At 70.8% G+C, this 25174-nt stretch carries 1 protein-coding gene (cut by a window edge); it reads left to right on the plus strand.

The features are described from left to right. A protein-coding gene (locus E0L36_RS27735) for a type I polyketide synthase (RefSeq protein ID WP_308416782.1) crosses the window boundary here: on the plus strand, positions 1-25174 show its 5' portion. 10661 nt of this gene lie beyond the right edge of the window; only the first 25174 of its 35835 coding nucleotides appear in the window; the start codon lies at positions 1-3; the stop codon falls past the right edge of the window.

Here is a 25174-nt window from a genome sequence, read left to right on the forward strand (position 1 = left end):
GTGGCGAATGCAGGAAGCTCTGACAACGCGAACCTCGTGGGCGCGCAGGCGATGCGACCCGAAGACATAGCCGTCGTCGGACTCTCCTGCCGGCTCCCCGGCGCCAGCAACCCGGACGCGTTCTGGGAGCTGCTGCGTGAGGGCCGCGAGGCCGTCACCACGACACCCGCCGAACGGTGGGATGCCGAGGACTACTTCGACGAGGACACCACCTCCCGAGGAAAGATCAACACCCGTCGTGGCGGGTTTCTCGACCACGTCGACACCTTCGACCCCGGCTTCTTCGGTATCTCCCCCCGCGAAGCCACCGCCATGGACCCCCAGCAGCGACTGATGCTCGAACTGAGCTGGGAGAGCCTGGAGGACGCCGGAATCGTCCCCGGCTCCCTCACCGAGCACAGCACCGGCATCTTCGTCGGCGCCATCTGGGATGACTACGCCACCCTGCTGCACCGGCATGGCGCCGAGGCCATCGGCTCGCACAGCGTCACCGGCCTGCACCGCAGCATCATCGCCAACCGCATCTCCTACGCGCTGCGCCTCAACGGGCCCAGCATGACTGTCGACACCGGTCAGTCCTCCTCGCTCGTCGCCATCCACCTGGCGTGCGAGAGCCTGCGCACCGGGGAGAGCGAGATCGCCCTGGCGGGTGGTGTCAACCTCAACCTCATTCCTGAAAGCACCATCAGCGCCGCCAAGTTCGGAGCTCTCTCACCCGACGGGCGCTGCTACACCTTCGACTCCCGCGCCAACGGCTACGTGCGCGGTGAGGGCGCCGGACTCGTCGTCCTCAAGCCCCTCGCCCGTGCCCTCGCCGACGGCGACGACGTCTACTGCGTCATCGTCGGCAGCGCTACCAACAACGACGGTGGTGGCGAGGGACTCACCGTCCCCACCCCCGAGGGACAGCAGCGCGTCCTCACCCACGCCTACCGGCGCGCGGGCGTCGACCCGTCCCACGTCCAGTACGTCGAACTGCACGGCACCGGCACCCGGCGCGGTGACCCCGTCGAGGCGACCGCCCTCGGCAGCGTCCTCGGCGCGGGACGCGAACCCGGCGGTCAACTCGCCGTCGGCTCCGTCAAAACCAACATCGGCCACCTGGAAGGCGCCGCGGGCATCGCGGGGTTCCTCAAGACCGCCCTCGCCCTCCGTCACGGGCAGCTGCCGCCCAGCCTCAACTTCCAGCAGGCCCACCCCGACATCCCGCTCGACGAGCTGGGCCTCCGCGTCCAGACCGAGCTGACCGACTGGCCCGTGTCCGGGCAGCACCCCCTCGCTGGCGTCAGCTCGTTCGGTATGGGCGGCACCAACTGCCACGTCGTCCTCGGCGCGGCCCCCGCCACCGCACCGGCCGAGCCCACCGCCCCCACCACGGACTGCGGCCAGGGCTGGGCGCTCTCCGCCCGCACCGACACCGCCCTGCGGGCCCAGGCCCAGCGGCTGCGCGAGCACCTCGACGCGCACCCCGAGCAGTCCGTCCCGGACCTCGCCCACGCGCTCGCCACCACCCGAACTCCCTTCGCGCGGCGCGCGGTCGTCCTCGCCACCGACCGCGAGGGGTACGCCCAGGCACTCGACGCGCTGGCGGCGGGACAGCCCGCGCCGGAGATCGTGCGGGGCGCCGTCAGCGAGGGCCGCACCGCGTTCCTCTTCTCCGGCCAGGGCAGCCAGCGCGTCGGCATGGGACGCCAACTCCACGCCGCGCAGCCCGCGTTCGCCCGCGCCCTGGACGAGGTCTGCGCCCACCTCGACCCCGAGGTACGCACCCTGCTCTTCGCCGAGCCGACCCCGGAGACCACCGAACGGCTCGCCCAGACCGCCTTCACCCAGACCGCCCTCTTCGCCGTCGAGGTCGCCCTCTACCGACTCGTCGAGTCGTTCGGTGTCACGCCCGACTACCTCCTCGGCCACTCCATCGGTGAACTCGCCGCCGCCCACGTCTCCGGCGTGCTCTCCCTCGCCGACGCCTGCGCGCTCGTCACCGCCCGCGGCAGGCTGATGCAGGCGCTGCCCGAGGGCGGCGCCATGGCCGCCATCCAGGCCACCGAGCGGGAACTGACCGCCGAACTCGATGGCGGCGACGGCCGGTTGGGTATCGCGGCCGTCAACGGCCCCGGCTCCTGCGTCGTCTCCGGCGACGCGGACGCGGTCACCGCGTTCGCCGCCCGTTGGGCCGAACGCGGCCGGAAGACCCGCGCGCTGCCCGTCAGCCACGCCTTCCACTCCGGTCACATGGACGCCATGCTGGAGGAGTTCCGCCGCGTCGCCGGGGAACTCGACTTTCACGCGCCCACGGTGCCGATCATCTCCAACCTCACCGGCGCCCCCGCCGACTCCGAGGAGATCCAGACCCCCGACTACTGGGTGCGCCACGTCCGCCAGGCGGTCCGCTTCGCCGACGGCCTGAACTGGCTGCTGGACCAGGACGTCACCACCTTCCTCGAACTCGGCCCGGACGGCGCCCTGTCCGCCATGGGACGCGAGTGCCTCGCGGACCGCGCCGACGACGCCCGGCCCGGCGACGTCGCCTTCCACACCGCGCTGCGCCGGGACCGCCCCGAACCGCGGACCCTCCTCGCCGCCCTGGCCGGACTCCACGTCCGCGGCGCCGCCCCGGCCCATCCCGCCCTCACCGGCGGCGTCACCGGTCGCCGGATCCCCCTGCCCACCTACGCCTTCCAGCGCAAGCGGTACTGGATCAGTCTCGACTCCGCCCCGGTGGCCCCCGCGCTGCCCGCCGCCCCCGCCGAACGGCCCGGAGCACCGGCCGAGACGGTGGACGCCGACGACGCGGCGTCCACCCCGCACCGTGCCTGGCACGACCGGCTCGCCACCCTGCCTGCCGCCGAACAGACCCGCGCCATACGGGAACAGGTGCGGCTCGACATCGCGATGGTCCTCGGCCACTCGATGACCGAGTCCGAGGAGCTGGACTTCACCTGGTCCTTCAAGGACCTCGGCTTCGACTCGCTCACCTCCGTCGAGCTGCGTGACCGCCTCACCACCGCCACCGGCCTCAAGCTCCCCTCCAGCCTCCTGTTCGACTACCCCTCACCCGAGGTGCTCGCCGAGCACCTGCGTGCCGAACTGCTGGGCCTCACCCCCGAGAACGACGGCCCCCGGCTCACCGGCCTCGCCTCCCAGGAGCCCATCGCCATCGTCGGCATGGCCTGCCGCTACCCCGGCGGCATCGAGTCGCCGGAGGATCTGTGGCGGGTCGTCAGCGAAGAGCTGGACGTCGTCACCCCGTTCCCCACGGACCGTGGCTGGGACCTGGAGGGGCTGTACCACCCGGACCCGCAGCACCACGGCACCAGCTACGCCCGCGACGGTGGATTCCTGCACGACGCCGCCGACTTCGACGCCGGGTTCTTCGGCATCTCGCCGCGTGAGGCGCTGGCGATGGACCCGCAGCAGCGGCTGCTGCTGGAGACCACCTGGGAGGCGTTCGAGCGCGCGGGCATCGCCCCCGCCACCCTGCGTGGCTCCCAGACCGGCGTGTTCGCCGGTGCCATGGCCCAGGACTACGGCGACCGGCTGCACGAGGCGGGGGAGCCGGTGGAGGGCTTCTCGCTCACCGGTAACGCCACCAGCGTCGTCTCCGGCCGTCTCTCCTACACCTTCGGGTTCGAGGGCCCGGCGGTGACGGTGGACACCGCCTGTTCCTCCTCGCTGGTGGCCCTGCACATGGCCGTCCAGTCCCTGCGCAACGGCGAGTGCGACCTCGCCCTGGCTGGTGGCGCCACCGTCATGCCCACCCCCGGCATGTTCGTGGCGTTCAGCCGCCAGCGTGGCCTGTCGGCGGACGGCCGGTGCAAGCCGTTCGCGGCGGCCGCCGACGGCACCGGCTGGGCCGAGGGCGTGGGTGTCCTGGTGGTGGAGCGGTTGTCGGACGCGGTGCGGAACGGGCACAACGTCCTTGCTGTGGTGCGGGGTTCGGCGATCAACCAGGACGGTGCGTCCAACGGGCTGACCGCTCCCAACGGCCCCTCGCAGCAGCGCGTCATCCGTCAGGCACTCGCCAACGCCGGACTCGGAGCCGCCGACGTCGACGCCATGGAGGCGCACGGCACCGGTACCTCGTTGGGTGACCCGATCGAGGCGCAGGCGCTGCTGGCCACCTACGGCCAGGACCGCCCCGAGGACCAGCCGCTGTGGCTTGGCTCCATCAAGTCCAACTTCGGGCACACGCAGGCCGCCGCCGGTGTGGCGGGCGTCATCAAGATGGTGATGGCGATGCGTGAGGGTGTGCTGCCGCGCACGCTGCACGTGGACGAGCCCACCCCGCACGTCGACTGGTCCGCGGGTGAGGTGCGTCTGCTGACGGAGGCACGCGCCTGGGAGCGGGACGGTGACCGGCCACTGCGTGGCGCGGTCTCCTCCTTCGGTGTCTCGGGCACCAACGCCCACGTGATCGTGGAATCCGCCCCGTCGGCCGCCGAGTCGGAGTCGGGCTCCGGGACCGGTTCGGCTACGACGGTGGTCTCGGGCGCGGGCGCCCTGTCGGGTTCGCCGGTGCTGCCGTGGCTGGTGTCGGCGCGTTCGGCGGATGCGCTCTCGGCGCAGGCCGGTCGGCTGTCGGCGGCTGTGGGCGATGGCGATCCAGTGGATGTGGGGTGGAGTCTGCTGTCCTCGCGCTCGGTGCTGGAGCACCGTGCGGTGGTGTGGGGTGCGCAGTCGGCTGAGTTGAACTCCGGTCTGGCGGCGCTGAGTTCGGGTGCGGTGGCCGCGAATCTGGTGTCGGGCGCGGTGGGTTCGGGCTCGGCCGCGGGTTCGGGTGTGTTGTTCGTCTTCCCGGGCCAGGGCGCGCAGTGGGCGGGGATGGGCCGTGGGCTGCTGGAGTCCTCGCCGGTGTTCGCGGAGCGGATGGCGGAGTGTGAGGCGGCTCTGAAGCCGTTGCTCGGATGGTCGCTGCGTGAGGTGCTGTTGGGGGAGGACGAGAGCTGGCTGGAGCGGGAGGACGTGGTCCAGCCCGCCTCCTGGGCGGTGATGGTGTCTCTGGCCGCCGTGTGGGAGTCGCTGGGGGTCACTCCTTCGGCCGTGGTGGGTCATTCGCAGGGTGAGATCGCCGCGGCTGTCGCGGCGGGTGCGTTGAGTGTGGCGGACGGCGCGCGGGTGGTGGCGCTGCGGGCGCTGGTGATCCAGGAGCATGTGGCGGGCCACGGGGGTCTGATGTCGCTCGCCGCGAGCACGGAGCGGGTGCTGGACTGGATCGCGGAGTGCGGCGGGCGCTTGACGGTGGCGGCGTACAACGGCCCGTCGGCGACGGTGGTTTCGGGTGAGGTGGCGGATCTGGAGCGGATCGCCGCGCTCGCTGAGGGAGAAGGGGTGCGCGCGCGGCGCGTGCCGATCGAGTACGCCTCGCACTCGGCGGTGGTGGAGCGGGTGCGGGAGCGGATGCTGGAGGCGCTGTCCGGTATCGAGGCCCGCACCTCGCGGGTTCCGGTGATCTCGACGGTCACCGGCGAGGCGCTGGACTCCGCGACGATGGACCCGGACTACTGGTACACCAACCTCCGCCAGCCGGTGCGCTTCAGCGACGCGGTCAGCAGGGCACTGGAGTCAGGCTGCTCCCGGGTGGTTGAGGTGAGCGCGCATCCGGTACTGACGATGGGCGTGGAGGCCATCGCTGAGGACGCGGGCGTCGAGGCCGTCGTGGTGGGCACGCTCCGTCGCCGGGAGGAGGAGAACGCGCGGCTGATCGCCAACGCGGCGACCCTGTGGGTGCGCGGAGTGGAGGTGGACTGGTCGGGGGTGTTCACCGGGCGGGCGGTGCGCCGGGTGGAGCTGCCGACGTACGCGTTCCAGCGGGAGCGGTACTGGCTGGAGGCGCGGGCTGGTGGCGGGGATGTGGGCGGCGCCGGGCTGACGTCCGCCGAACACCCCCTGCTGGGCGCCGCGATGAGCCTCGCCGGAGACGACAGCGCCGTGCTGACGGGAAGGCTGTCGCTGCGTACGCACCCCTGGCTGGCGGATCACGAGGTGGCGGGGACGGTGCTGTTCCCGGGAACGGGCTTCGTGGAGCTGGCAGTTCGCGCCGGCGACGAGGTGGGCTGCCGCCAGCTGAGCGAACTGACGCTGGAGACCCCGCTGGTGCTGCCCGAACAGGGCGCCGTGCGGCTCCAGGTCGTGGTGGGCGCGCCCGACGACACCGGACAGCGGTCTCTCGGCATCTACTCCCGGCCCGACGGCGACGCGGCCGACGGCAGCTGGACGCGTCACGCGCAGGGCGTGCTGGACGTCCCCCAACTGGCCGCTCCCACGGCCGACATGACCGTCTGGCCGCCCACGGGCGCCGAACCCGTCGACGTTCGTGACTGGTACGAGCGGCTGCGTGACGCCGCCTACATGTACGGCCCGGTGTTCCGCGGCATGCGGGCGATGTGGCGACGTGGCGACGAACTCTTCGCCGAGGTCGGGCTGCCCGAGGACCAGCAGGCCGAGGCGGCCCACTTCGGGATTCACCCCGCCGTCCTGGACGCCGCGTTGCACGCGGCCCTGCCCGCGGACGGCGGCGACACACTGCTGCCGTTCACCTGGTCCGGCGTGTCCCTCGCGGCGGTGGGCGCCGCCACCGTCCGGGTGCGGCTGGCCCGCACCGGCGGCGACGTCCTGTCGGTCCTGGTGGCGGACGGCACGGGTGCGCCTGTCGTCTGGGCCGAGTCGCTGGCCCTGCTCCCCGTCACGTCCGGGCAGTTGGCCTCCTCCAGCGCCCAGCACGACGCGGTGTACCGGGTGGAGTGGACGCCTGCCTCCGCTGACCTCGCCGGGGCGTCCGCGCACTGGGCCCTGCTGGGAGACGCGGACCCCCACGGACTCGGGCTTCCGCGCTACGCGAGCATCGCCGAGCTGGCCGCGGCGCCGGAACCGCCCGCCGCCGTACTGCTGCCCGTCCGTGGCGCCGAACTGGCCGACGGGGCAGCCGAGTCCGCCCACGAGACCGTGATCAGCACCTGGCGGACCGTCCAGGAGTGGCTGGCCGAGGAGCGGCTCGCCGAGTCCCGTCTGGTGATCGCCACGGAGGGCGCCATCGCCGTCGGCGACGAGGACGTGACGGACCTCGCCGCCGCCGGTGTGTGGGGCCTCATCCGTTCCGCCGAGGTGGAGAACCCCGGCCGGTTCGCGCTCATCGACTCGGACCCGCGGTCCGACGCTCCGGCGGCCCAGCTGGCGGCCTCCCTCGGGGCGGGGGAGTGGCAGCTGGCCGTCCGTGGCGACGAGGTCCTGGCCCCGCGGTTGACTCGTGGCGCGGCGTCCCCCGGACGCCTGGAGTGGTCGCCCGAGGGCACGGTCCTCATCACGGGTGGCACGGGCGTGCTGGGCGCGCTGGTGGCGCGGCACCTGGTCGCGGAACAGGGCGTACGGCGCCTGGTGTTGACCAGCCGCAGTGGCCTGGAGGCCGCGGGCGCGGCGGAGTTGGTGGCCGAGCTGGCGGAGGCGGGCGCCACCGCCGAGGTCGTGGCCTGTGACGCGGCGGACCGCGAGGAACTGGCGCGGGTACTGGCGTCCGTACCAGCCGAGCACCCCCTCACCGGCGTTGTGCACACCGCGGGTGTGCTGGACGACGCGATCGTCACCGGGCTCAGCCCGGAGCGGTTCGCGCGGGTGCTGCGGCCCAAGGTGGACGCGGCGGTCAACCTGCACGAGCTGACGCGGGAGACGGAGACCCTGTCGTCCTTCGTGCTCTTCTCCTCCGTCGTCGGCGTCCTGGGCGGGCCCGGCCAGGCCAACTACGCGTCCGCCAACGTCTTCCTGGACGCCCTCGCACAGCACCGCCGTGCCCAGGGCCTGCCCGCCACCTCGCTGGCCTGGGGTCTGTGGGCCGAAGCCAGTGGCATCACCGGCCAAATGGACCAGATCGCGGTGACCCGGATGGCCCGCAACGGGATCGTGGGGCTGCCCTCCTCGCAGGGACTCGATCTGTTCGACTTCGGCAGCGGCGCGGCTGACGCGCTTCTGGTGACCGCGAAGCTCGACAGCGCCGCGTTCCGCGCTCAGCTGGCCAGCGGCACTCTGTCGCCCCTGCTGCGTGGCCTTGTGCAGGGCACCGGGCGGCGGGCGGTCACCGCCCCCTCGGGCGACGCGGTCGCCGACTCCCTCACCCGCCGCCTGATCGGCCTGCCCCGGGAGAGCCAGGAGGACGAGCTGCTGGACGTGGTCCGGACGACCGTGGCCCTGGTCCTCGGATACACCACGGACCGGGTGGTCGACACTGACCGGACGTTCAAGGAGCTGGGCTTCGACTCGCTGCTGGCCGTCGAGTTGCGGAACCGTCTGGGTGAGGCGGCGGGTTTGAGGCTGCCCGCGACGCTGGTGTTCGACTACCCGACGCCGGTCGCGGCTGCGGGACTGCTGCGGGACGAGCTGCTGGGCGCCGTGGGTGATGTGGGCGCTGAGGTGGCGCCCGTGTCGGTGGCTGTGGCGGATGACCCGGTGGCGATCGTGTCGGTGGCGTGCCGCTACCCCGGCGGAGTGGTCTCGGCTGAGGACCTGTGGAACCTGGTCGTTGAGGGCGGGGACGCGGTCGGTCCGTTCCCGGTGGACCGTGGATGGGACCTGGAGAACCTGTACGACCCGGACCCGGGCGCGCCCGGCAAGTCGTACGCGCGGGATGGTGGCTTCCTGTATGACGCGGCGGAGTTCGACGCCGGGCTGTTCGGGGTGTCGCCGCGTGAGGCGCTGGCGATGGACCCGCAGCAGCGAATCCTGCTGGAGACCTCCTGGGAGGTGTTCGAGCGGGCCGGTATCGCGGTGGACTCGGTGCGGGGGAGCCGTACGGGTGTGTTCGCGGGTGTGATGTACCACGACTACGCGAGCCGTCTGCACAGCGTTCCGGAGGAGGTCGAGGGCTACCTCGGCACCGGCAGCTGGGCCAGTGTGCTGACCGGCCGTCTCGCCTACACCTTCGGGTTGGAGGGCCCGGCGGTCTCCGTGGACACGGCCTGCTCCTCCTCACTCGTCGCCCTGCACATGGCCGCGCAGGCGCTGCGTAGCGGCGAGTGCGACATGGCGCTGGCCGGTGGTGTCACCGTCATGCCGACCCCCGCGACCTTCCTGGAGTTCAGCCGCCAGCGCGGGCTGGCGCCTGATGGCCGGTGCAAGTCGTTCGCGGCGGCGGCCGATGGCACGGGGTGGTCCGAGGGTGCCGGTGTGATGTTGCTGGAGCGGCTGTCGGACGCGCGGCGCAAGGGGCACAACGTCCTTGCTGTGGTGCGGGGTTCGGCGATCAACCAGGACGGTGCGTCCAACGGGCTGACCGCGCCCAACGGCCCCTCGCAGCAGCGGGTGATCCGGCAGGCGCTGGCGAGCGCGGGCCTGTCGGCCTCGGACGTGGACGTGGTGGAGGCGCACGGGACGGGGACCTCGCTGGGTGACCCGATCGAGGCGCAGGCGCTGCTGGCCACCTACGGCCAGGAGCGTGCGGAGAGCGGTCCGTTGTGGCTGGGGTCGATCAAGTCGAACATCGGGCACTCGCAGGCCGCCGCTGGCGTGGCGGGTGTCATCAAGATGATCATGGCGATGCGTGCGGGTGTGCTGCCGCGCACGCTGCACGTGGATGAGCCCTCCCCGCACGTCGACTGGGAGTCGGGCGCGGTGAAGCTGCTGACCGAGGCACAGCCCTGGGAGCCGGGCGAGCGCCCGCGCCGGGCCGCCGTCTCCTCGTTCGGTATCAGTGGCACGAACGCGCATGTGGTGCTGGAGCAGGTTCCGGAGCGTGAGCCGGAGTTGGAGCCGGACGGTGGTTCGGTGTCGGGTTCGGGTGTGGGGTCTGTGGTGCCGTGGGTGTTGTCGGGTGCGTCGTCGGCGGCGTTGGTGGGTCAGGCGGAGCGTTTGGTGGGTGTGGTGGCTGATGGTGGTGTGGGTGCGGTGGATGTGGGGTGGTCGTTGGTGTCGGGGCGTGCGGGGTTGGGTTCTCGTGGTGTGGTGTGGGGTTCGGATGTGGGTGGGTTGGTTGGTGGGTTGGGTGGGTTGGTTGCTGGTGGTGGTGTGAGTGGTGCTGTGGTGGAGGGTTCGGGTGTGGGGTGTGTGGTGGGTGGTGTGGTGGATGGTCGTACGGCGGTGATGTTCACGGGTCAGGGTGCGCAGCGTGCTCGTATGGGTGTGGAACTCGCTGATGAGTTCCCGGTGTTCGCGGCGGCTTTGGATGAGGTGTGTTCGGGGTTTGAGGGGTTGTTGCCGGGGTCGTTGGGTGAGGTGTTGTGGGCTGAGGAGGGTTCTGAGGTGGGGGGGTTGTTGGGGGAGACGGTGTTTACGCAGGCGGGGTTGTTCGCGGTGGAGGTGGCGTTGTGGCGGTTGGTGGAGTCGTGGGGTGTGCGGGCGGATTTTGTGATGGGTCATTCGATTGGTGAGGTGGCGGCGGCGTATGTGTCGGGTGTGTTCTCGTTGGAGGATGCGTGTCGGGTGGTGGCGGCGCGTGGTGGGTTGATGCAGGCGTTGCCGGAGGGTGGTGGGATGGTGTCGATCGCTGCTGGTGTTGGGTGGGTTGAGGAGTTGCTGTCTGGTGTGGGTGGGGGTGTGTCGGTGGCGGCGGTTAATGGTCCGGCTTCGGTGGTGGTTTCGGGTGAGTTGGGTGTGTTGGAGGAGGTTGTTGCTGGGTGTGAGGGTGTGGGGGTGAAGGCGCGGCGTTTGAGGGTTTCGCACGCGTTCCATTCGGTGTTGATGGAGCCGATGTTGGAGGAGTTTGGTCGGGTGTTGGAGGGGGTGGAGTTTGGTGTGCCGCGTATTCCGGTGGTCTCGAATGTGACGGGTGGGGTGGTGGGTGCTGAGGAGTTGTGTACTGCTTCGTATTGGGTGCGGCATGTGCGGGAGGCGGTGCGGTTCGCGGAGGGTGTGGAGTGGTTGGTGGGGGCGGGGGTGTCGCGGTTTGTGGAGTTGGGTCCGGATGCGGTGTTGTCGGGTATGGGGGCGGAGTGTGTTGAGGGTGACGGGACGCTGTTTGTTCCGGTGATGCGGCGTGGTCGGGGTGAGGTGGGTTGTGTGATGGAGGCGGTGTCGCGGTTGTGGGTGAGTGGGTTGTCGGTGGATTGGTCGGTGTTCTTCGAGGGGCGTGGGGCGCGTCGGGTGGAGCTGCCGACCTACGCCTTCCAGCGCGAGCACTTCTGGCTCAACCCGTCGGTTGGTGCGTCGGATGTGAGTGGCGCGGGGCTGGACGCCGCTGAACATCCGCTGCTGGGCGCCGCAGTGAGCCTGGCGTCCGAGGGCGGTGTGGTGATGACTGGCCGCTTGTCGTTGGGTTCGCATGGGTGGCTGGCGGATCACGCGGTGGCGGGGACGGTGTTGTTCCCGGGAACGGGCTTTGTGGAGCTGGCAGTTCGGGCGGGTGACGAGGTCGGCTGCGGACACGTCAGGGAGTTGACGTTCCACGCCCCGCTGGCGGTGCCGGACAGCGGCGCGGTGCGGGTGCAGGTGACCGTGAGCGAGGAGGACGAGAGCGGCGCGCGTTCCGTGGCCGTGCACTCCCAGCCCGAGAGCAATGGTGAGAGCCTGCCCTGGACGTGTCACGCGGAGGGTGTGTTGGTGGCGCAGGTGGGTGTGGTGTCTGAGGTGGGTGAGTTGGCGGGGGTGTGGCCGCCGGTTGGCGCGGAGGCGGTGGAGGTGTCCTCGTTCTATGAGGAGGCCCGGGTGCGGGGCTATGAGTATGGTCCGGCGTTCCAGGGGTTGCGGGCGGTGTGGCGGCGTGGTGATGAGGTGTTCGCTGAGGTGGTGTTGCCGGAGGAGCAGCAGGGTGAGGCGGGGCGGTTTGGGGTGCATCCGGCGTTGCTGGATGCGGCGTTGCATGCGGTGTTGGCGGTGGATGCGGGTGAGGGGTTGAGGTTGCCGTTTATGTGGGAGGGGGTGTCGTTGCACGCGGTGGGTGGGACGGCTGTGCGGGTGCGGATCGCTGGTGTGGGTGGTGACGCGGTCGCGGTGCGGGTGGCTGACGCGTCCGGTGGTTTGGTGGTGGAGGCGGAGTCGTTGATGTTGCGTGCGGCGGACGCGGCGCAGCTGTCCTCGGCCGTGGCTGCCACCGCTGCTGGTGGTGGTGAGGGTGACTCGTTGTACCGGCTGGAGTGGACCGAGGCACCGGCCACCGACGCCGCCACCACCCACGAGTGGACCGTGCTTGGCGCGCTCAACGCCGGTACGGAGGCGCGGTACTACGCGGACCTCGGCGAACTGCTCGGCGCGCTCGACGGAGAGGGTCCCGTCCCGGGGACCGTTCTGGTCGCCTCGCCCGAGGGCGCGAAGGAGGGGGACCTGTCGGCCGCCGCGGGGAGCGTGACGATCGGGGTCCTGGACCTGCTGCGCCGCTGGCTGGCTGAGGACCGGCTGGCCGACACCCGTCTCGTCGTCGTCACACAGGGAGCCGTCAGCACCGATGGCGGGGACGTGGCGGACCTGACGTCCTCCGCGGTGTGGGGCCTGGTGCGCTCCGCGCAGTCGGAGAACCCCGACCGCTTCCTGCTGGTCGACCTGGACCCGGCCCTGAACGGCCAGGACACCGACCGCGAGGACGCGTTGGCGTTGGCTCTGGCGGTGGGTGAGTCGCAGGTGGCGGTGCGTGAGGGTCGGGTGTGGCTGCCGCGGCTGGTGCGTGCGGTCTCCGGGGAGGCTCTGGCGCCGCCGCTGGGTGAGGAGGCGTGGCGTCTGGACACCGCGGGTTCGGGGACTTTGGAGGGCCTGTCCCTGGTCCCCGCCCCCGAGGCGGTGGCGCCGTTGGGTGCCGGTGAGGTCCGTATCGCGGTGCGCGCCGCTGGCGTCAACTTCCGCGACGTCCTGATGAGTCTGGGGATGTATCCGGACGAGGTCATCCTGGGCAGCGAGGCCGCGGGCATCGTCACCGAGGTGGGTGCGGGTGTAACCGGGCTCGCGGTGGGTGACCGGGTGTTCGGCCTGGTGCTGCGGAGCTTCGGCCCGTTCGCGGTGGCGGACGCGCGTGGGGTGGCGCGGATGCCGGAGGGGTGGTCCTTCGAGCAGGCGGCCGTGGTGCCGGTGGTCTTCCTGACGGCGTACTACGGCCTGGTCGATCTCGGCGGACTGCGTGCGGGACAGACGGTGCTGGTGCACGCGGGCGCCGGTGGTGTGGGGATGGCGGCGATTCAGCTGGCGCGTCATCTGGGTGCGCGGGTGCTGTCGACGGCGAGTGAGGGCAAGTGGGATGTGCTGCGGGGTCTGGGGCTTGCGGATGAGGAGATCGCGTCCTCGCGTGATCTGGACTTCCGGGAGGCCTTTGCCGGGGTGACCGGTGGTGCGGGTGTGGATGTGGTGCTGAACTCGCTGGCGCAGGAGTTCGTGGACGCGTCACTTGGGCTGCTCTCGCCGGGTGGGCGTTTCGTGGAGATGGGCAAGACGGATGTGCGGGATGCGGGGTGGGTTGCTGAGCGGTTCGATGGTGCGGTGTATCGGGCGTTCGACCTGCTGGACGCCGGACAGGACCGCATCGGCGAGATGCTGGATGTGTTGATGGGGTTGTTCGAGGCGGGGGCGTTGGAGCCGTTGCCGGTGTCGGTGTGGGATGTGCGGCGGGCGCGTGCGGCGTTCCGGTTTATGAGTCAGGCGCGTCATGTGGGCAAGGTGGCGTTGTCGGTGCCGCGTGGGCTGGACGCGCGTGGGACGGTGCTGGTGACTGGTGGTACGGGTGGGCTGGGTGTGCTGCTGGCCCGGCACCTGGTTGTCGAACGGGGTGTGCGGAGGCTGGTGTTGACCAGTCGTCGGGGGTTGGCGGCTGAGGGTGCTGGTGCTGTGGTGGAGGAGTTGGCGGGGTATGGCGCGCGGGTTGATGTGGTGGCCTGTGACGCCTCAGATCGGGAGCGGCTGGCGGAGGTGCTGGCGGCGATTCCCGCCGAGCACCCGTTGATCGGTGTGGTCCACGCCGCCGGCGTCTTGGACGACGGTGTGGTCGGCGCGATGACCGACGAGCAGTTCGCGCGGGTGTGGGAGCCGAAGGTTCGGGCTGCCCTGAATCTGCACGAGTTGACGCGGGACGCTGATCTGGCGTTGTTCGTGCTGTACTCCTCGGTCTCGGGGGTGCTGGGTGGTGCCGGTCAGGCCAACTACGCGGCGGCGAACACCTTCCTGGACGCGTTGGCGCAGCACCGCCGGGCCCAGGGCCTGGTGGCGACCTCGCTCGCCTGGGGCCTGTGGGAGCAGACCAGCGGCATGACCGGCGAACTCGCCACTGCGGACCTTCAACGACTGAGCCGGATGGGTCTCCAGCCGCTGCCGTCCGCCGAGGGGCTCGAACTCCTCGACCGTGCAACCTCGTTGGTGGACGGGACGCTGGTTCCTACTCCCCTCGATCTGGCCGCTCTGCGCGGCCGGGAGACCATCCCGACCGTGCTGCGCGGCCTCGTCCGGAGCACCGTGCGGCGTGCCACCCGTGCGCAGGCCGTCGCGGGAGCCGATGGGGCGAACTCTCTCGCCGAGCAGCTCGCCGGGCTCGGACGGACCGAACGCGAGCGCAGGCTCGTCGAGTTGGTGCGGGGGCATGTCGCGGCGGTGCTGGGGCACGCCTCGGAGGCGACGGTGGACGCCGACCGCTCCTTCAAGGAGCAGGGCTTCGACTCGCTGACCGCCGTCGAGCTGCGCAACCGGCTCGGCTCCGCCACCGGCCTGCGCCTGCCCGCCGCGCTGATCTTCGACTATCCGACTCCGACGCGGATCGCTGGCTACCTGCACACGGAACTCTTGCCGGAGGAGGATTCCACCGAGACGTTCGCGGCGCTGCCCGCCGGTGTTTCGACGGCCCGTACCGACGAACCCATCGCCATCGTGGGAATGGCCTGCCACTACCCGGGTGGGGTGTCCTCGCCGGAGGACATGTGGCAGCTGGTGAACCAGGGCACGGACGCCATTGGTGACTTCCCCACCGACCGTGGCTGGGATCTGGACGCGCTCTACCACCCGGACCCGGCCAACCAGGGCACCGCCTACACCCGTCAGGGCGGATTCCTGTACGACGCCGCCGAGTTCGACCCGCACCTGTTCGGCATCGCCCCGCGTGAGGCGCTGGCGATGGACCCGCAGCAGCGGATGCTGCTCCAGACGGCCTGGGAGGCCATCGAGCGGGCCGGTATCGCGTCCGCTTCGCTGAAGGGCAGCAACAGCGGTGTGTTCGTCGGCGCGGGCTACCCGAGCTACATGGTCGACCTGGAGCGCGTCCCGGAGACGGTGGAGGGCTTCTCGCTCACCGGTAACGCCGCGAGCGTGGTGTCGGGCCGCCTGTCCTACACCTTCGGGTTCGAGGGCCCGGCGGTGACGGTGGACACCGCCTGTTCCTCCTCGCTGGTGGCCCTGCACATGGCCGTCCAGTCCCTGCGGAACGGGGAGTGCGACCTGGCGCTGGCCGGTGGTGTCACGATCATGCCCGGCCCGGGCATGTTCCTGGAGTTCAGCCGCCAGCGCGGCCTGTCGGCCGATGGTCGCTGCAAGCCGTTCGCGGCGGCCGCCGACGGCACCGGCTGGTCCGAGGGCGTGGGTGTCCTGGTGGTGGAGGGGTTGTCGGACGCGGTGCGGAACGGGCACAACGTCCTTGCTGTGGTGCGGGGTTCGGCGATCAACCAGGACGGTGCGTCCAACGGTCTGACCGCTCCCAACGGCCCCTCGCAGCAGCGGGTGATCCGGCAGGCGCTGGCGAACGCCGGGCTGTCCGCCGGTGACATCGACGCTGTAGAGGCGCACGGCACCGGCACGATGCTGGGCGACCCGATCGAGGCGCAGGCACTGCTGGAGACCTATGGGCAGAACCGTCCCGAGGACCGTCCTCTGCTGTTGGGCTCCCTGAAGTCGAACATCGGGCACACGCAGGCCGCCGCCGGTGTGGCGGGCGTCATCAAGATGGTGATGGCGATGCGTGAGGGTGTGCTGCCGCGCACTCTGCACGTGGATGAGCCCACCCCGCACGTTGACTGGAGCATTGGCGAGGTCGAGCTGCTGACCGAGCCCCGGGAGTGGCGAGCCGACGATGAGCGGCCGTTGCGCGCGGGTGTCTCCGCCTTCGGTATCAGTGGCACCAACGCCCATGTGCTCCTGGAGTCGGCTCCGGCGGAGACTGAGCGTGGTGCGGTGGTGGTGTCCGGTCCGGAGGGTCTGTCGGGTTCGCGGGTGTTGCCGTGGCTGGTGTCGGCGCGTTCGGCGGATGCGTTGTCGGCGCAGGCTGGTCGGCTCTCGTCGGCTGTGGGCGATGGTGATCCGGTGGATGTGGGGTGGAGTCTGCTGTCCTCGCGCTCGGTGCTGGAACACCGCGCGGTGGTGTGGGGTGCGGAGTCGACGGAGCTGAACTCCGGCCTGGCGGCGCTGGGTTCGGGTGATGTGGCGGGCAACGTGGTGTCCGGCTCCGTCGATTCTGGTGCGGGTTCGGGTGTGGTGTTTGTGTTCCCGGGTCAGGGTTCGCAGTGGGTGGGGATGGGTCGTGGGTTGCTGGAGTCCTCGCCGGTGTTCGCGGAGCGGTTGGCTGAGTGTGAGGCGGCGTTGGCGGCGTATGTGGGGTGGTCGTTGCGTGAGGTGTTGTGTGGTGTGGATGAGGGGTGGATGGAGCGGGTGGATGTGGTCCAGCCGGTTCTGTGGGGTGTGATGGTCTCCCTGGCGTCTGTGTGGGAGTCGCTGGGTGTTACTCCGTCGGCTGTGGTGGGTCATTCGCAGGGTGAGATCGCGGCCGCTGTGGTGGCGGGTGCGCTGAGTGTGGAGGACGGCGCTCGTGTGGTGGCGTTGCGTTCGCGGTTGATCGGTGAGGTGCTGGCTGGTGGTGGCGGGATGGTGTCGGTCGCCGCGGGTCTGGAGTGGACCGAGGCTGCCGTCGAGAGCGTGGAGGGCGTCTCCGTCGCCGCCGTGAACGGTCCTTCGGCAACCGTCGTCGCGGGCACGGTGGCTGGTCTGGAGGCGTTGGTGGCCCGGGCGGAGGGTGAGGGTGTGCGGGCGCGTTGGGTGCCGGTGGACTACGCCTCGCACAGCATCCAGGTGGAGGCGATTGAGGAGCGGTTGCGGGAGGTGCTGGCCGGGGTCGCCCCGCGCGAGGCACGTGTTCCCGTGGTCTCGTCCGTCACCGCCGAGGTGATGGACGGAACCGGGATGGATGGTGAGTACTGGTACACGAACCTGCGTCAGCGTGTGCGCTTCAGTGAGGCGGTCAACGTGGCGCTGGGCATGGGCTGTTCACGCGCCATCGAGGTCAGCGCCCACCCGGTCCTGACGATGGGCGTCGAGGCCATCGCCGAGGAGGCCGGTATCGAGGCCACCGTGGTCGGCACGCTGCGCCGCCAGGAGGACGAGAACGCCCGACTGATCGCCAACGCGGCCGAGTTGTGGGTGCGCGGCGTCGAGATCGACTGGACCGCGGTGTACTCGGGACGCGCCGTCCGCCAGGTCGACCTGCCCACCTACGCCTTCCAGCGCGAGCGGTACTGGCTGAAGTCGGCTCCGGTCGGAGACGCGACGGGCCTCGGCCTGGAGGTCGCCGGGCACCCGCTGTTGGGTGCTGCGGTGAGCCTGGCGGCGGACGGTGGGCTGGTGCTGACCGGTCGGCTCTCCACGCGCACGCACTCCTGGCTGGCCGACCACGCGGTGGGCGGAACCGTCCTGTTCCCGGGAACGGGCTTCGTGGAGCTGGCAGTTCGCGCGGGCGACGGCGTCGGCTGCGGACACCTGGACGAACTGATGATTCAGGCGCCGCTGGTGCTGCCCGAGCGGGGAGCCGTGCAGCTCCAGGTCGTGGTGGGCGCGCCGGACGGCACCGAGCAGCGGTCGCTGACCGTTCACTCCCGACCGGACGACGACCCCGACGCCGTCTGGACGACGCACGCGGAGGGCGTACTGTCCCGCGCGGACGTCACCGAACCGGCGGCGGACCTCGCGGTGTGGCCTCCGGCCGAGGCCGCGCCCGTCGACGTCACCACCCTCTACGCCGAGGCTGCGGAGCGTGGCTACGACTACGGTCCGGCCTTCCGGGGGCTGCGGGCGATGTGGCGGCGTGGCGACGAGCTGTTCGCCGAGGTCGCCTTGGACGACGTGCTGCGCGAGGAGGCCGCCGGGTTCGGGATTCACCCGGCACTGCTGGACGCCTCCCTGCACGCGCTGTTGGGCGACGGGCAGCAGGGCGACGAGACGCGGCTGCCCTTTGCCTGGACGGATGTGACGCTGCTGGCCGAAGGCGCGTCCGCGGTGCGGGTGCGGCTCGCCCCCGCTGGCGACGACGCGGTGTCCGTGCTGCTGGCGGACACCGAGGGTTCGCCCGTCGCGTGGGTCGAGTCGCTCGTCCTGCGTGCCGTCTCCTCCGAGCAGCTGCGTTCCACCGGTTCGTCGCGGCGCGACCCCCTGTTCCAGCTGGAGTGGACCGCCGTTGGTGGCGCGGGTGCGGAAACCCCGGCCACCGGGGTGCTGTGGGGCGCGGAGGACCGGCTGGGACTCGGTCTGCCCGCCTACGCCGACCTGGACGAGATGGTCCGGTCCGAGGGCGGCGTCCCCGCGAACGTGCTCTGCGTCCCCGCCGCCGTGCGGGCCGCGGACCTGGCCGCGGCGGTCGAGGAGACCGCCGGTGACGTGCTGCGTACCGTGCAGCGGTGGCTGGCGGACGAGCGGACCGTCAACTCCCGTCTGGTGCTGGTGACGAGCGGAGCCGTCGCCGTGGGGGAGACGTCCGTCGCCGACCTCGCCGCCTCCGGTGTGTGGGGTCTGATCCGCTCCGCCGAGACGGAGAACCCCGGACGGTTCGCGCTCATCGACGCCGACCCGGCGGGCGGCGCCGACGCGGTGGCTCACGCCCTGTCCCTGGTGGGTACCGGGGAGTGGCAGGTCGCGCTGCGCGACGGTGAGGTGCTGGCTCCGCGTCTGCGGCGCGGTGCCCTCACCACCCCCGAGTCCCGGTGGGACGCGTCCGGAACCGTCCTCATCACGGGTGGCACGGGGATGCTGGGCTCGTTGGTGGCGTGGCATCTGGTGGCTGAACACGGCGTGCGGAACCTGGTGTTGACCAGTCGCAGTGGCCTTGAGGCCCCGGGCGCGGCGGAGTTGGTGGCCGTGCTGGCGGAGGCCGGTGCCACCGCCGAGGTGGTGGCCTGTGACGCGGCCAACCGGGACGAACTGGCAGGGGTGCTGGCCTCCATACCGGCCGAACGCCCGCTCACCGGTGTCGTTCACGCCGCCGGTGTGCTGGCGGACGGCACCGTCACCACTCAGACCCCCGAACAACTCGCCCATGTGCTGCGGCCGAAGGTGGACGCGGCGGTCAACCTGCACGAGCTGACGCGGGAGACGGAGACCCTGTCGTCCTTCGTGCTCTTCTCCTCCGCCGCCGGAGTCTTCGGCACGGCGGGCCAGGCCAACTACGCGGCGGCCAACGCCTTCCTCGACGCACTCGCCCAGCGGCGGCGGTCGGAGGGTCTGGCAGCCCAGTCCCTCGGCTGGGGGCTCTGGGCGGACGCCAGCGCCATGACGGGCCAGATGAGCGAGGCCGACCAGGCCCGCGTCGCCCGGCAGGCGGTGATCCCGCTGACCTCGACCGAGGGCCTGTCCGTCTTCGGTGCCGTCACCACGGCGTTCGACGCGGCGTACGCCGTACCGGTCCGGTTCGACTGGCCGGTCCTGCGTGAGCAGGCCGCCCAGGGCACGTTGCCACCGATGCTGCGGGACCTGGTGTCCACCAGCTCCCGGAGGAGCGCTCGCGCGACCAGCGCCGAGGCGACCGGATCGGCCTTCACGGCCAGGCTGTCCAGCCTGCCCGAGACTGAACGGACGCCGTTCGTCGTCGACTTCGTCCGGACCCACGTCGCCTCGGTCCTGGGGCACGCCGGAACCGCGCTCGTCAGCGCCGACCGGACGTTCAAGGAGCTGGGCTTCGACTCGCTGCTGGCCGTCGAGTTGCGGAACCGTCTGGGTGAGGCGGCGGGTTTGAGGCTGCCCGCGACGCTGGTGTTCGACTACCCGACGCCGGTCGCGGTGGCGGGGTTGTTGCTGGATGAGCTGCTGGGTGTGGTGGCTGGTGTGGGCGCTGAGGTGGCGCCGGTGTCGGTGGGTGTGGTGGATGACCCGGTGGCGATCGTGTCGGTGGCGTGCCGCTACCCCGGCGGAGTGGTCTCGGCTGAGGACCTGTGGAACCTGGTCGTTGAGGGCGGGGACGCGGTCGGTCCGTTCCCGGTGGACCGTGGATGGGACCTGGAGAACCTGTACGACCCGGACCCGGGCGCGCATGGCAAGTCGTACGCGCGTGAGGGCGGTTTCCTGTATGACGCGGCGGAGTTCGACGCCGGGCTGTTCGGGGTGTCGCCGCGTGAGGCGGTGGCGATGGACCCGCAGCAGCGAATCCTGCTGGAGACCTCCTGGGAGGTGTTCGAGCGGGCCGGTATCGCGGTGGACTCGGTGCGGGGGAGCCGTACGGGTGTGTTCGCGGGTGTGATGTACCACGACTACGCGAGCCGTCTGCACAGCGTTCCGGAGGAGGTCGAGGGCTACCTCGGCACCGGTACCTCCGGCAGTGTTGTCTCCGGCCGTCTCGCCTACACCTTCGGGTTGGAGGGCCCGGCGGTCTCCGTGGACACGGCCTGCTCCTCCTCACTCGTCGCCCTGCACCTCGCGGCGCAGGCACTGCGCAACGGCGAGTGCGACCTCGCCCTCGCCGGAGGCGTGACCGTTATGCCGACGCCGGGCACCTTCATCGACTTCAGCCGTCAGCGGGGCTTGGCGCCTGATGGGCGGTGTAAGCCGTTCGCGGCGGCGGCCGATGGCACGGGGTGGTCCGAGGGTGCCGGTGTGATGTTGCTGGAGCGGCTGTCGGACGCGCGGCGCAAGGGGCACAACGTCCTTGCTGTGGTGCGGGGTTCGGCGATCAACCAGGATGGTGCGTCCAACGGCTTGACCGCGCCCAACGGCCCCTCGCAGCAGCGGGTGATCCGGCAGGCGCTGGCGAGCGCGGGCCTGTCGGCCTCGGACGTGGATGCAGTGGAGGCGCACGGCACCGGTACGACGTTGGGTGACCCGATCGAGGCGCAGGCGCTGCTGGCCACTTACGGCCAGGAGCGTGCGGAGAGCGGTCCGTTGTGGCTGGGGTCGATCAAGTCGAACATCGGGCACTCGCAGGCCGCCGCTGGCGTGGCGGGTGTCATCAAGATGATCATGGCGATGCGTGCGGGTGTGCTGCCGCGCACGCTGCACGTGGACGAGCCCTCCCCGCACGTCGACTGGACGTCGGGAGACGTCGCCCTGCTCACCGAGGCGCGTGACTGGGAGGCGCGCGAGGGCTTCCGCCGTGCCGCCGTCTCGTCCTTCGGCGCGAGCGGGACGAACGCGCACGTGATTCTGGAGCAGGCCGCAGCGGATGTGCTGCCGGGTGAGGTGGTGGAGCCGGTCTCCGCCGCCGACTCCGAGGCCGATTCGGTGTCGGGTTCGGGTGTGGGGTCTGTGGTGCCGTGGGTGTTGTCGGGTGCGTCGTCGGCGGCGTTGGTGGGTCAGGCGGAGCGTTTGGTGGGTGTGGTGGCTGATGGTGGTGTGGGTGCGGTGGATGTGGGGTGGTCCCTGTCCTCGGGGCGTGCGGGGTTGGGTTCTCGTGGTGTGGTGTGGGGTTCGGATGTGGGTGGGTTGGTTGGTGGGTTGGGTGGGTTGGTTGCTGGTGGTGGTGTGAGTGGTGCTGTGGTGGAGGGTTCGGGTGTGGGGTGTGTGGTGGGTGGTGTGGTGGATGGTCGTACGGCGGTGATGTTTACGGGTCAGGGTGCGCAGCGTGCTCGTATGGGTGTGGAACTCGCTGATGAGTTCCCGGTGTTCGCGGCGGCTTTGGATGAGGTGTGTTCGGGGTTTGAGGGGTTGTTGCCGGGGTCGTTGGGTGAGGTGTTGTGGGCTGAGGAGGGTTCTGAGGTGGGGGGGTTGTTGGGGGAGACGGTGTTTACGCAGGCGGGGTTGTTCGCGGTGGAGGTGGCGTTGTGGCGGTTGGTGGAGTCGTGGGGTGTGCGGGCGGATTTTGTGATGGGTCATTCGATTGGTGAGGTGGCGGCGGCGTATGTGTCGGGTGTGTTCTCGTTGGAGGATGCGTGTCGGGTGGTGGCGGCGCGTGGTGGGTTGATGCAGGCGTTGCCGGAGGGTGGTGGGATGGTGTCGATCGCTGCTGGTGTTGGGTGGGTTGAGGAGTTGCTGTCTGGTGTGGGTGGGGGTGTGTCGGTGGCGGCGGTTAATGGTCCGGCTTCGGTGGTGGTTTCGGGTGAGTTGGGTGTGTTGGAGGAGGTTGTTGCTGGGTGTGAGGGTGTGGGGGTGAAGGCGCGGCGTTTGAGGGTTTCGCACGCGTTCCATTCGGTGTTGATGGAGCCGATGTTGGAGGAGTTTGGTCGGGTGTTGGAGGGGGTGGAGTTTGGTGTGCCGCGTATTCCGGTGGTCTCGAATGTGACGGGTGGGGTGGTGGGTGCTGAGGAGTTGTGTACTGCTTCGTATTGGGTGCGGCATGTGCGGGAGGCGGTGCGGTTCGCGGAGGGTGTGGAGTGGTTGGTGGGGGCGGGGGTGTCGCGGTTTGTGGAGTTGGGTCCGGATGCGGTGTTGTCGGGTATGGGGGCGGAGTGTGTTGAGGGTGACGGGACGCTGTTTGTTCCGGTGATGCGGCGTGGTCGGGGTGAGGTGGGTTGTGTGATGGAGGCGGTGTCGCGGTTGTGGGTGAGTGGGTTGTCGGTGGATTGGTCGGTGTTCTTCGAGGGGCGTGGGGCGCGTCGGGTGGAGCTGCCGACCTACGCCTTCCAGCGGGAGCATTTCTGGTTGGAGTCGGCTGCTGGTGTGTCGGATGTGAGTGGTGCGGGGTTGGACGCGGCCGAGCATCCGCTGTTGGGCGCGGCGGTGCGGTTGGCGTCGGACGGTGGGGTGGTGATGACGGGTCGGCTGTCGCTGCGCACGCATGGGTGGTTGGCGGATCACGCGGTGGCGGGGACGGTGTTGTTCCCGGGAACGGGCTTTGTGGAGTTGGCCGTTCGGGCGGGTGATGAGGTCGGCTGTGGGCAGGTGCGGGAGCTGACGCTCCAGTCGGCTCTGGCGGTGCCGGAGACCGGCGCGGTGCAACTCCAGGTGGTCGTGGGTGCGTTGGACGAGGCGGACTGCCGGTCCTTCCACGTGTACTCGCGTGTGGAGGGCGCGGAGCCGGACGCCGCGTGGACGTGTCACGCGGAGGGTGTGTTGGTGGCGCAGGTGGGTGTGGTGTCTGAGGTGGGTGAGTTGGCGGGGGTGTGGCCGCCGGTTGGCGCGGAGGCGGTGGAGGTGTCCTCGTTCTATGAGGACGCTCGGGTGAAGGGGTATGAGTACGGTCCGGCGTTCCAGGGGTTGCGGGCGGCGTGGCGGCGCGGCGACGAGGTCTTCGCTGAGGTGGCGCTGTCCGAGGAACAGCAGGGTGAGGCAGCCCGGTTTGGGGTGCATCCGGCGTTGCTGGATGCGGCGTTGCATGCGGTGTTGGCGGTGGATGCGGGTGAGGGGTTGAGGTTGCCGTTTATGTGGGAGGGAGTGTCGTTGCACGCGGTGGGTGGGACGGCTGTGCGGGTGCGGATCGCTGGTGTGGGTGGTGACGCGGTCGCGGTGCGGGTGGCTGACGCGTCGGGTGGTTTGGTGGTGGAGGCGGAGTCGTTGATGTTGCGTGCGGTGGACCCGGCGCAGTTGTCCTCGGCTGTGGCTGCCACCGCTGCTGGTGGTGGTGAGGGTGACTCGTTGTACCGGCTGGAGTGGACCGAGGCACCGGCCACCGACGCCGCCACCACCCACGAGTGGACGGTGCTCGGGTCGGATGAGGCGCTGGGTGCCACCGGCCCGCGGTACGCGGATCTCGCCGCGTTGCGCGCCGCCCTGGAGGACGGTGCCGAGGTGCCGTCACTCGTCCTGTGCGCGCCCGAGGGCGCGAAGGAGGGCGGCCTGGCGGACGCGGCGGAGAGCGTGACGGCCGGGGTCCTGGAGCTGGTGCAGGGCTGGCTGGCCGACGAACGGCTCGCCCAGTCCCGTCTGGTCGTCGTCACCCGGGGTGCCGTCGCCACCGATGGCGGGGACGTCTCCGACCTGGCCGGTTCCGCCCTGTGGGGGCTGGTCCGTACGGCTCAGTCGGAGGCCCCGGACCGCTTCGTGCTGCTCGACACCGGTTCCGCCGGTGCCACTGCCGAGGAACTGGCGTTGGCTCTGGCGACCGGGGAACCGCAGGTGGCGGTGCGTGGGGGCCGGGTGTGGCTGCCGCGGCTGGTGCGTGCGGTCTCCGGGGAGGCTCTGGCGCCGCCGCTGGGTGAGGACGCGTGGCGTCTGGACACCGCGGGTTCGGGGACCCTGGAGGGCCTGTCCCTGGTCCCCGCCCCCGACACGGTGGCGCCGTTGGGCGCCGGTGAGGTCCGTATCGCGGTGCGCGCCGCCGGCGTCAACTTCCGCGACGTCCTGATCGGTCTCGGCATGTACCCGGGTGAGGCGTACATCGGCAGCGAGGTCGCCGGTGTGGTCACCGAGGTGGGTGCGGGCGTGGCCTGGCTCGCGGTGGGTGACCGGGTGTTCGGCCTGGTACCGAGGAGCTTTGGTCCGTTCGCGGTGGCGGATGCTCGGACGGTGGCGCGGATGCCGGAGGGGTGGTCCTTCGAGCAGGCGGCTGTGGTGCCGGTGGTGTTCCTGACGGCGTACTACGGCCTGGTGGATCTGGGTGAGGTGCGTGCGGGGGAGACGGTGCTGGTGCACGCGGGCGCCGGTGGTGTGGGGATGGCCGCGATTCAGCTGGCGCGTCATCTGGGTGCGCGGGTGCTGTCGACGGCGAGTGAGGGCAAGTGGGATGTGCTGCGGGGTCTGGGGCTGGCGGATGAGGAGATCGCGTCCTCGCGTGATCTGGACTTCCGGGAGGCCTTTGCCGGGGTGACCGGTGGTGCGGGTGTGGATGTGGTGCTGAACTCGCTGGCGCAGGAGTTCGTGGACGCGTCACTTGGGCTGCTCTCGCCGGGTGGGCGTTTCCTGGAGATGGGCAAGACGGATGTGCGGGATGCGGGGTGGGTTGCTGAGCGGTTCGATGGTGCGGTGTATCGGGCGTTCGACATGTTGGACGCGGGGCCGGAGCGTATTGGTCAGATGTTGGGTGCGTTGATGGGGTTGTTCGAGGCGGGGGCGTTGGAGCCGTTGCCGGTGTCGGTGTGGGATGTGCGGCGGGCGCGTGCGGCGTTCCGGTTTATGAGTCAGGCGCGTCATGTGGGCAAGGTGGCGTTGTCGGTGCCGCGTGGGCTGGACGCGCGTG

This window comes from Streptomyces sp. AJS327 (assembly GCF_013450295.1).
Classification (GTDB): Bacteria; Actinomycetota; Actinomycetes; order Streptomycetales; family Streptomycetaceae; genus Streptomyces.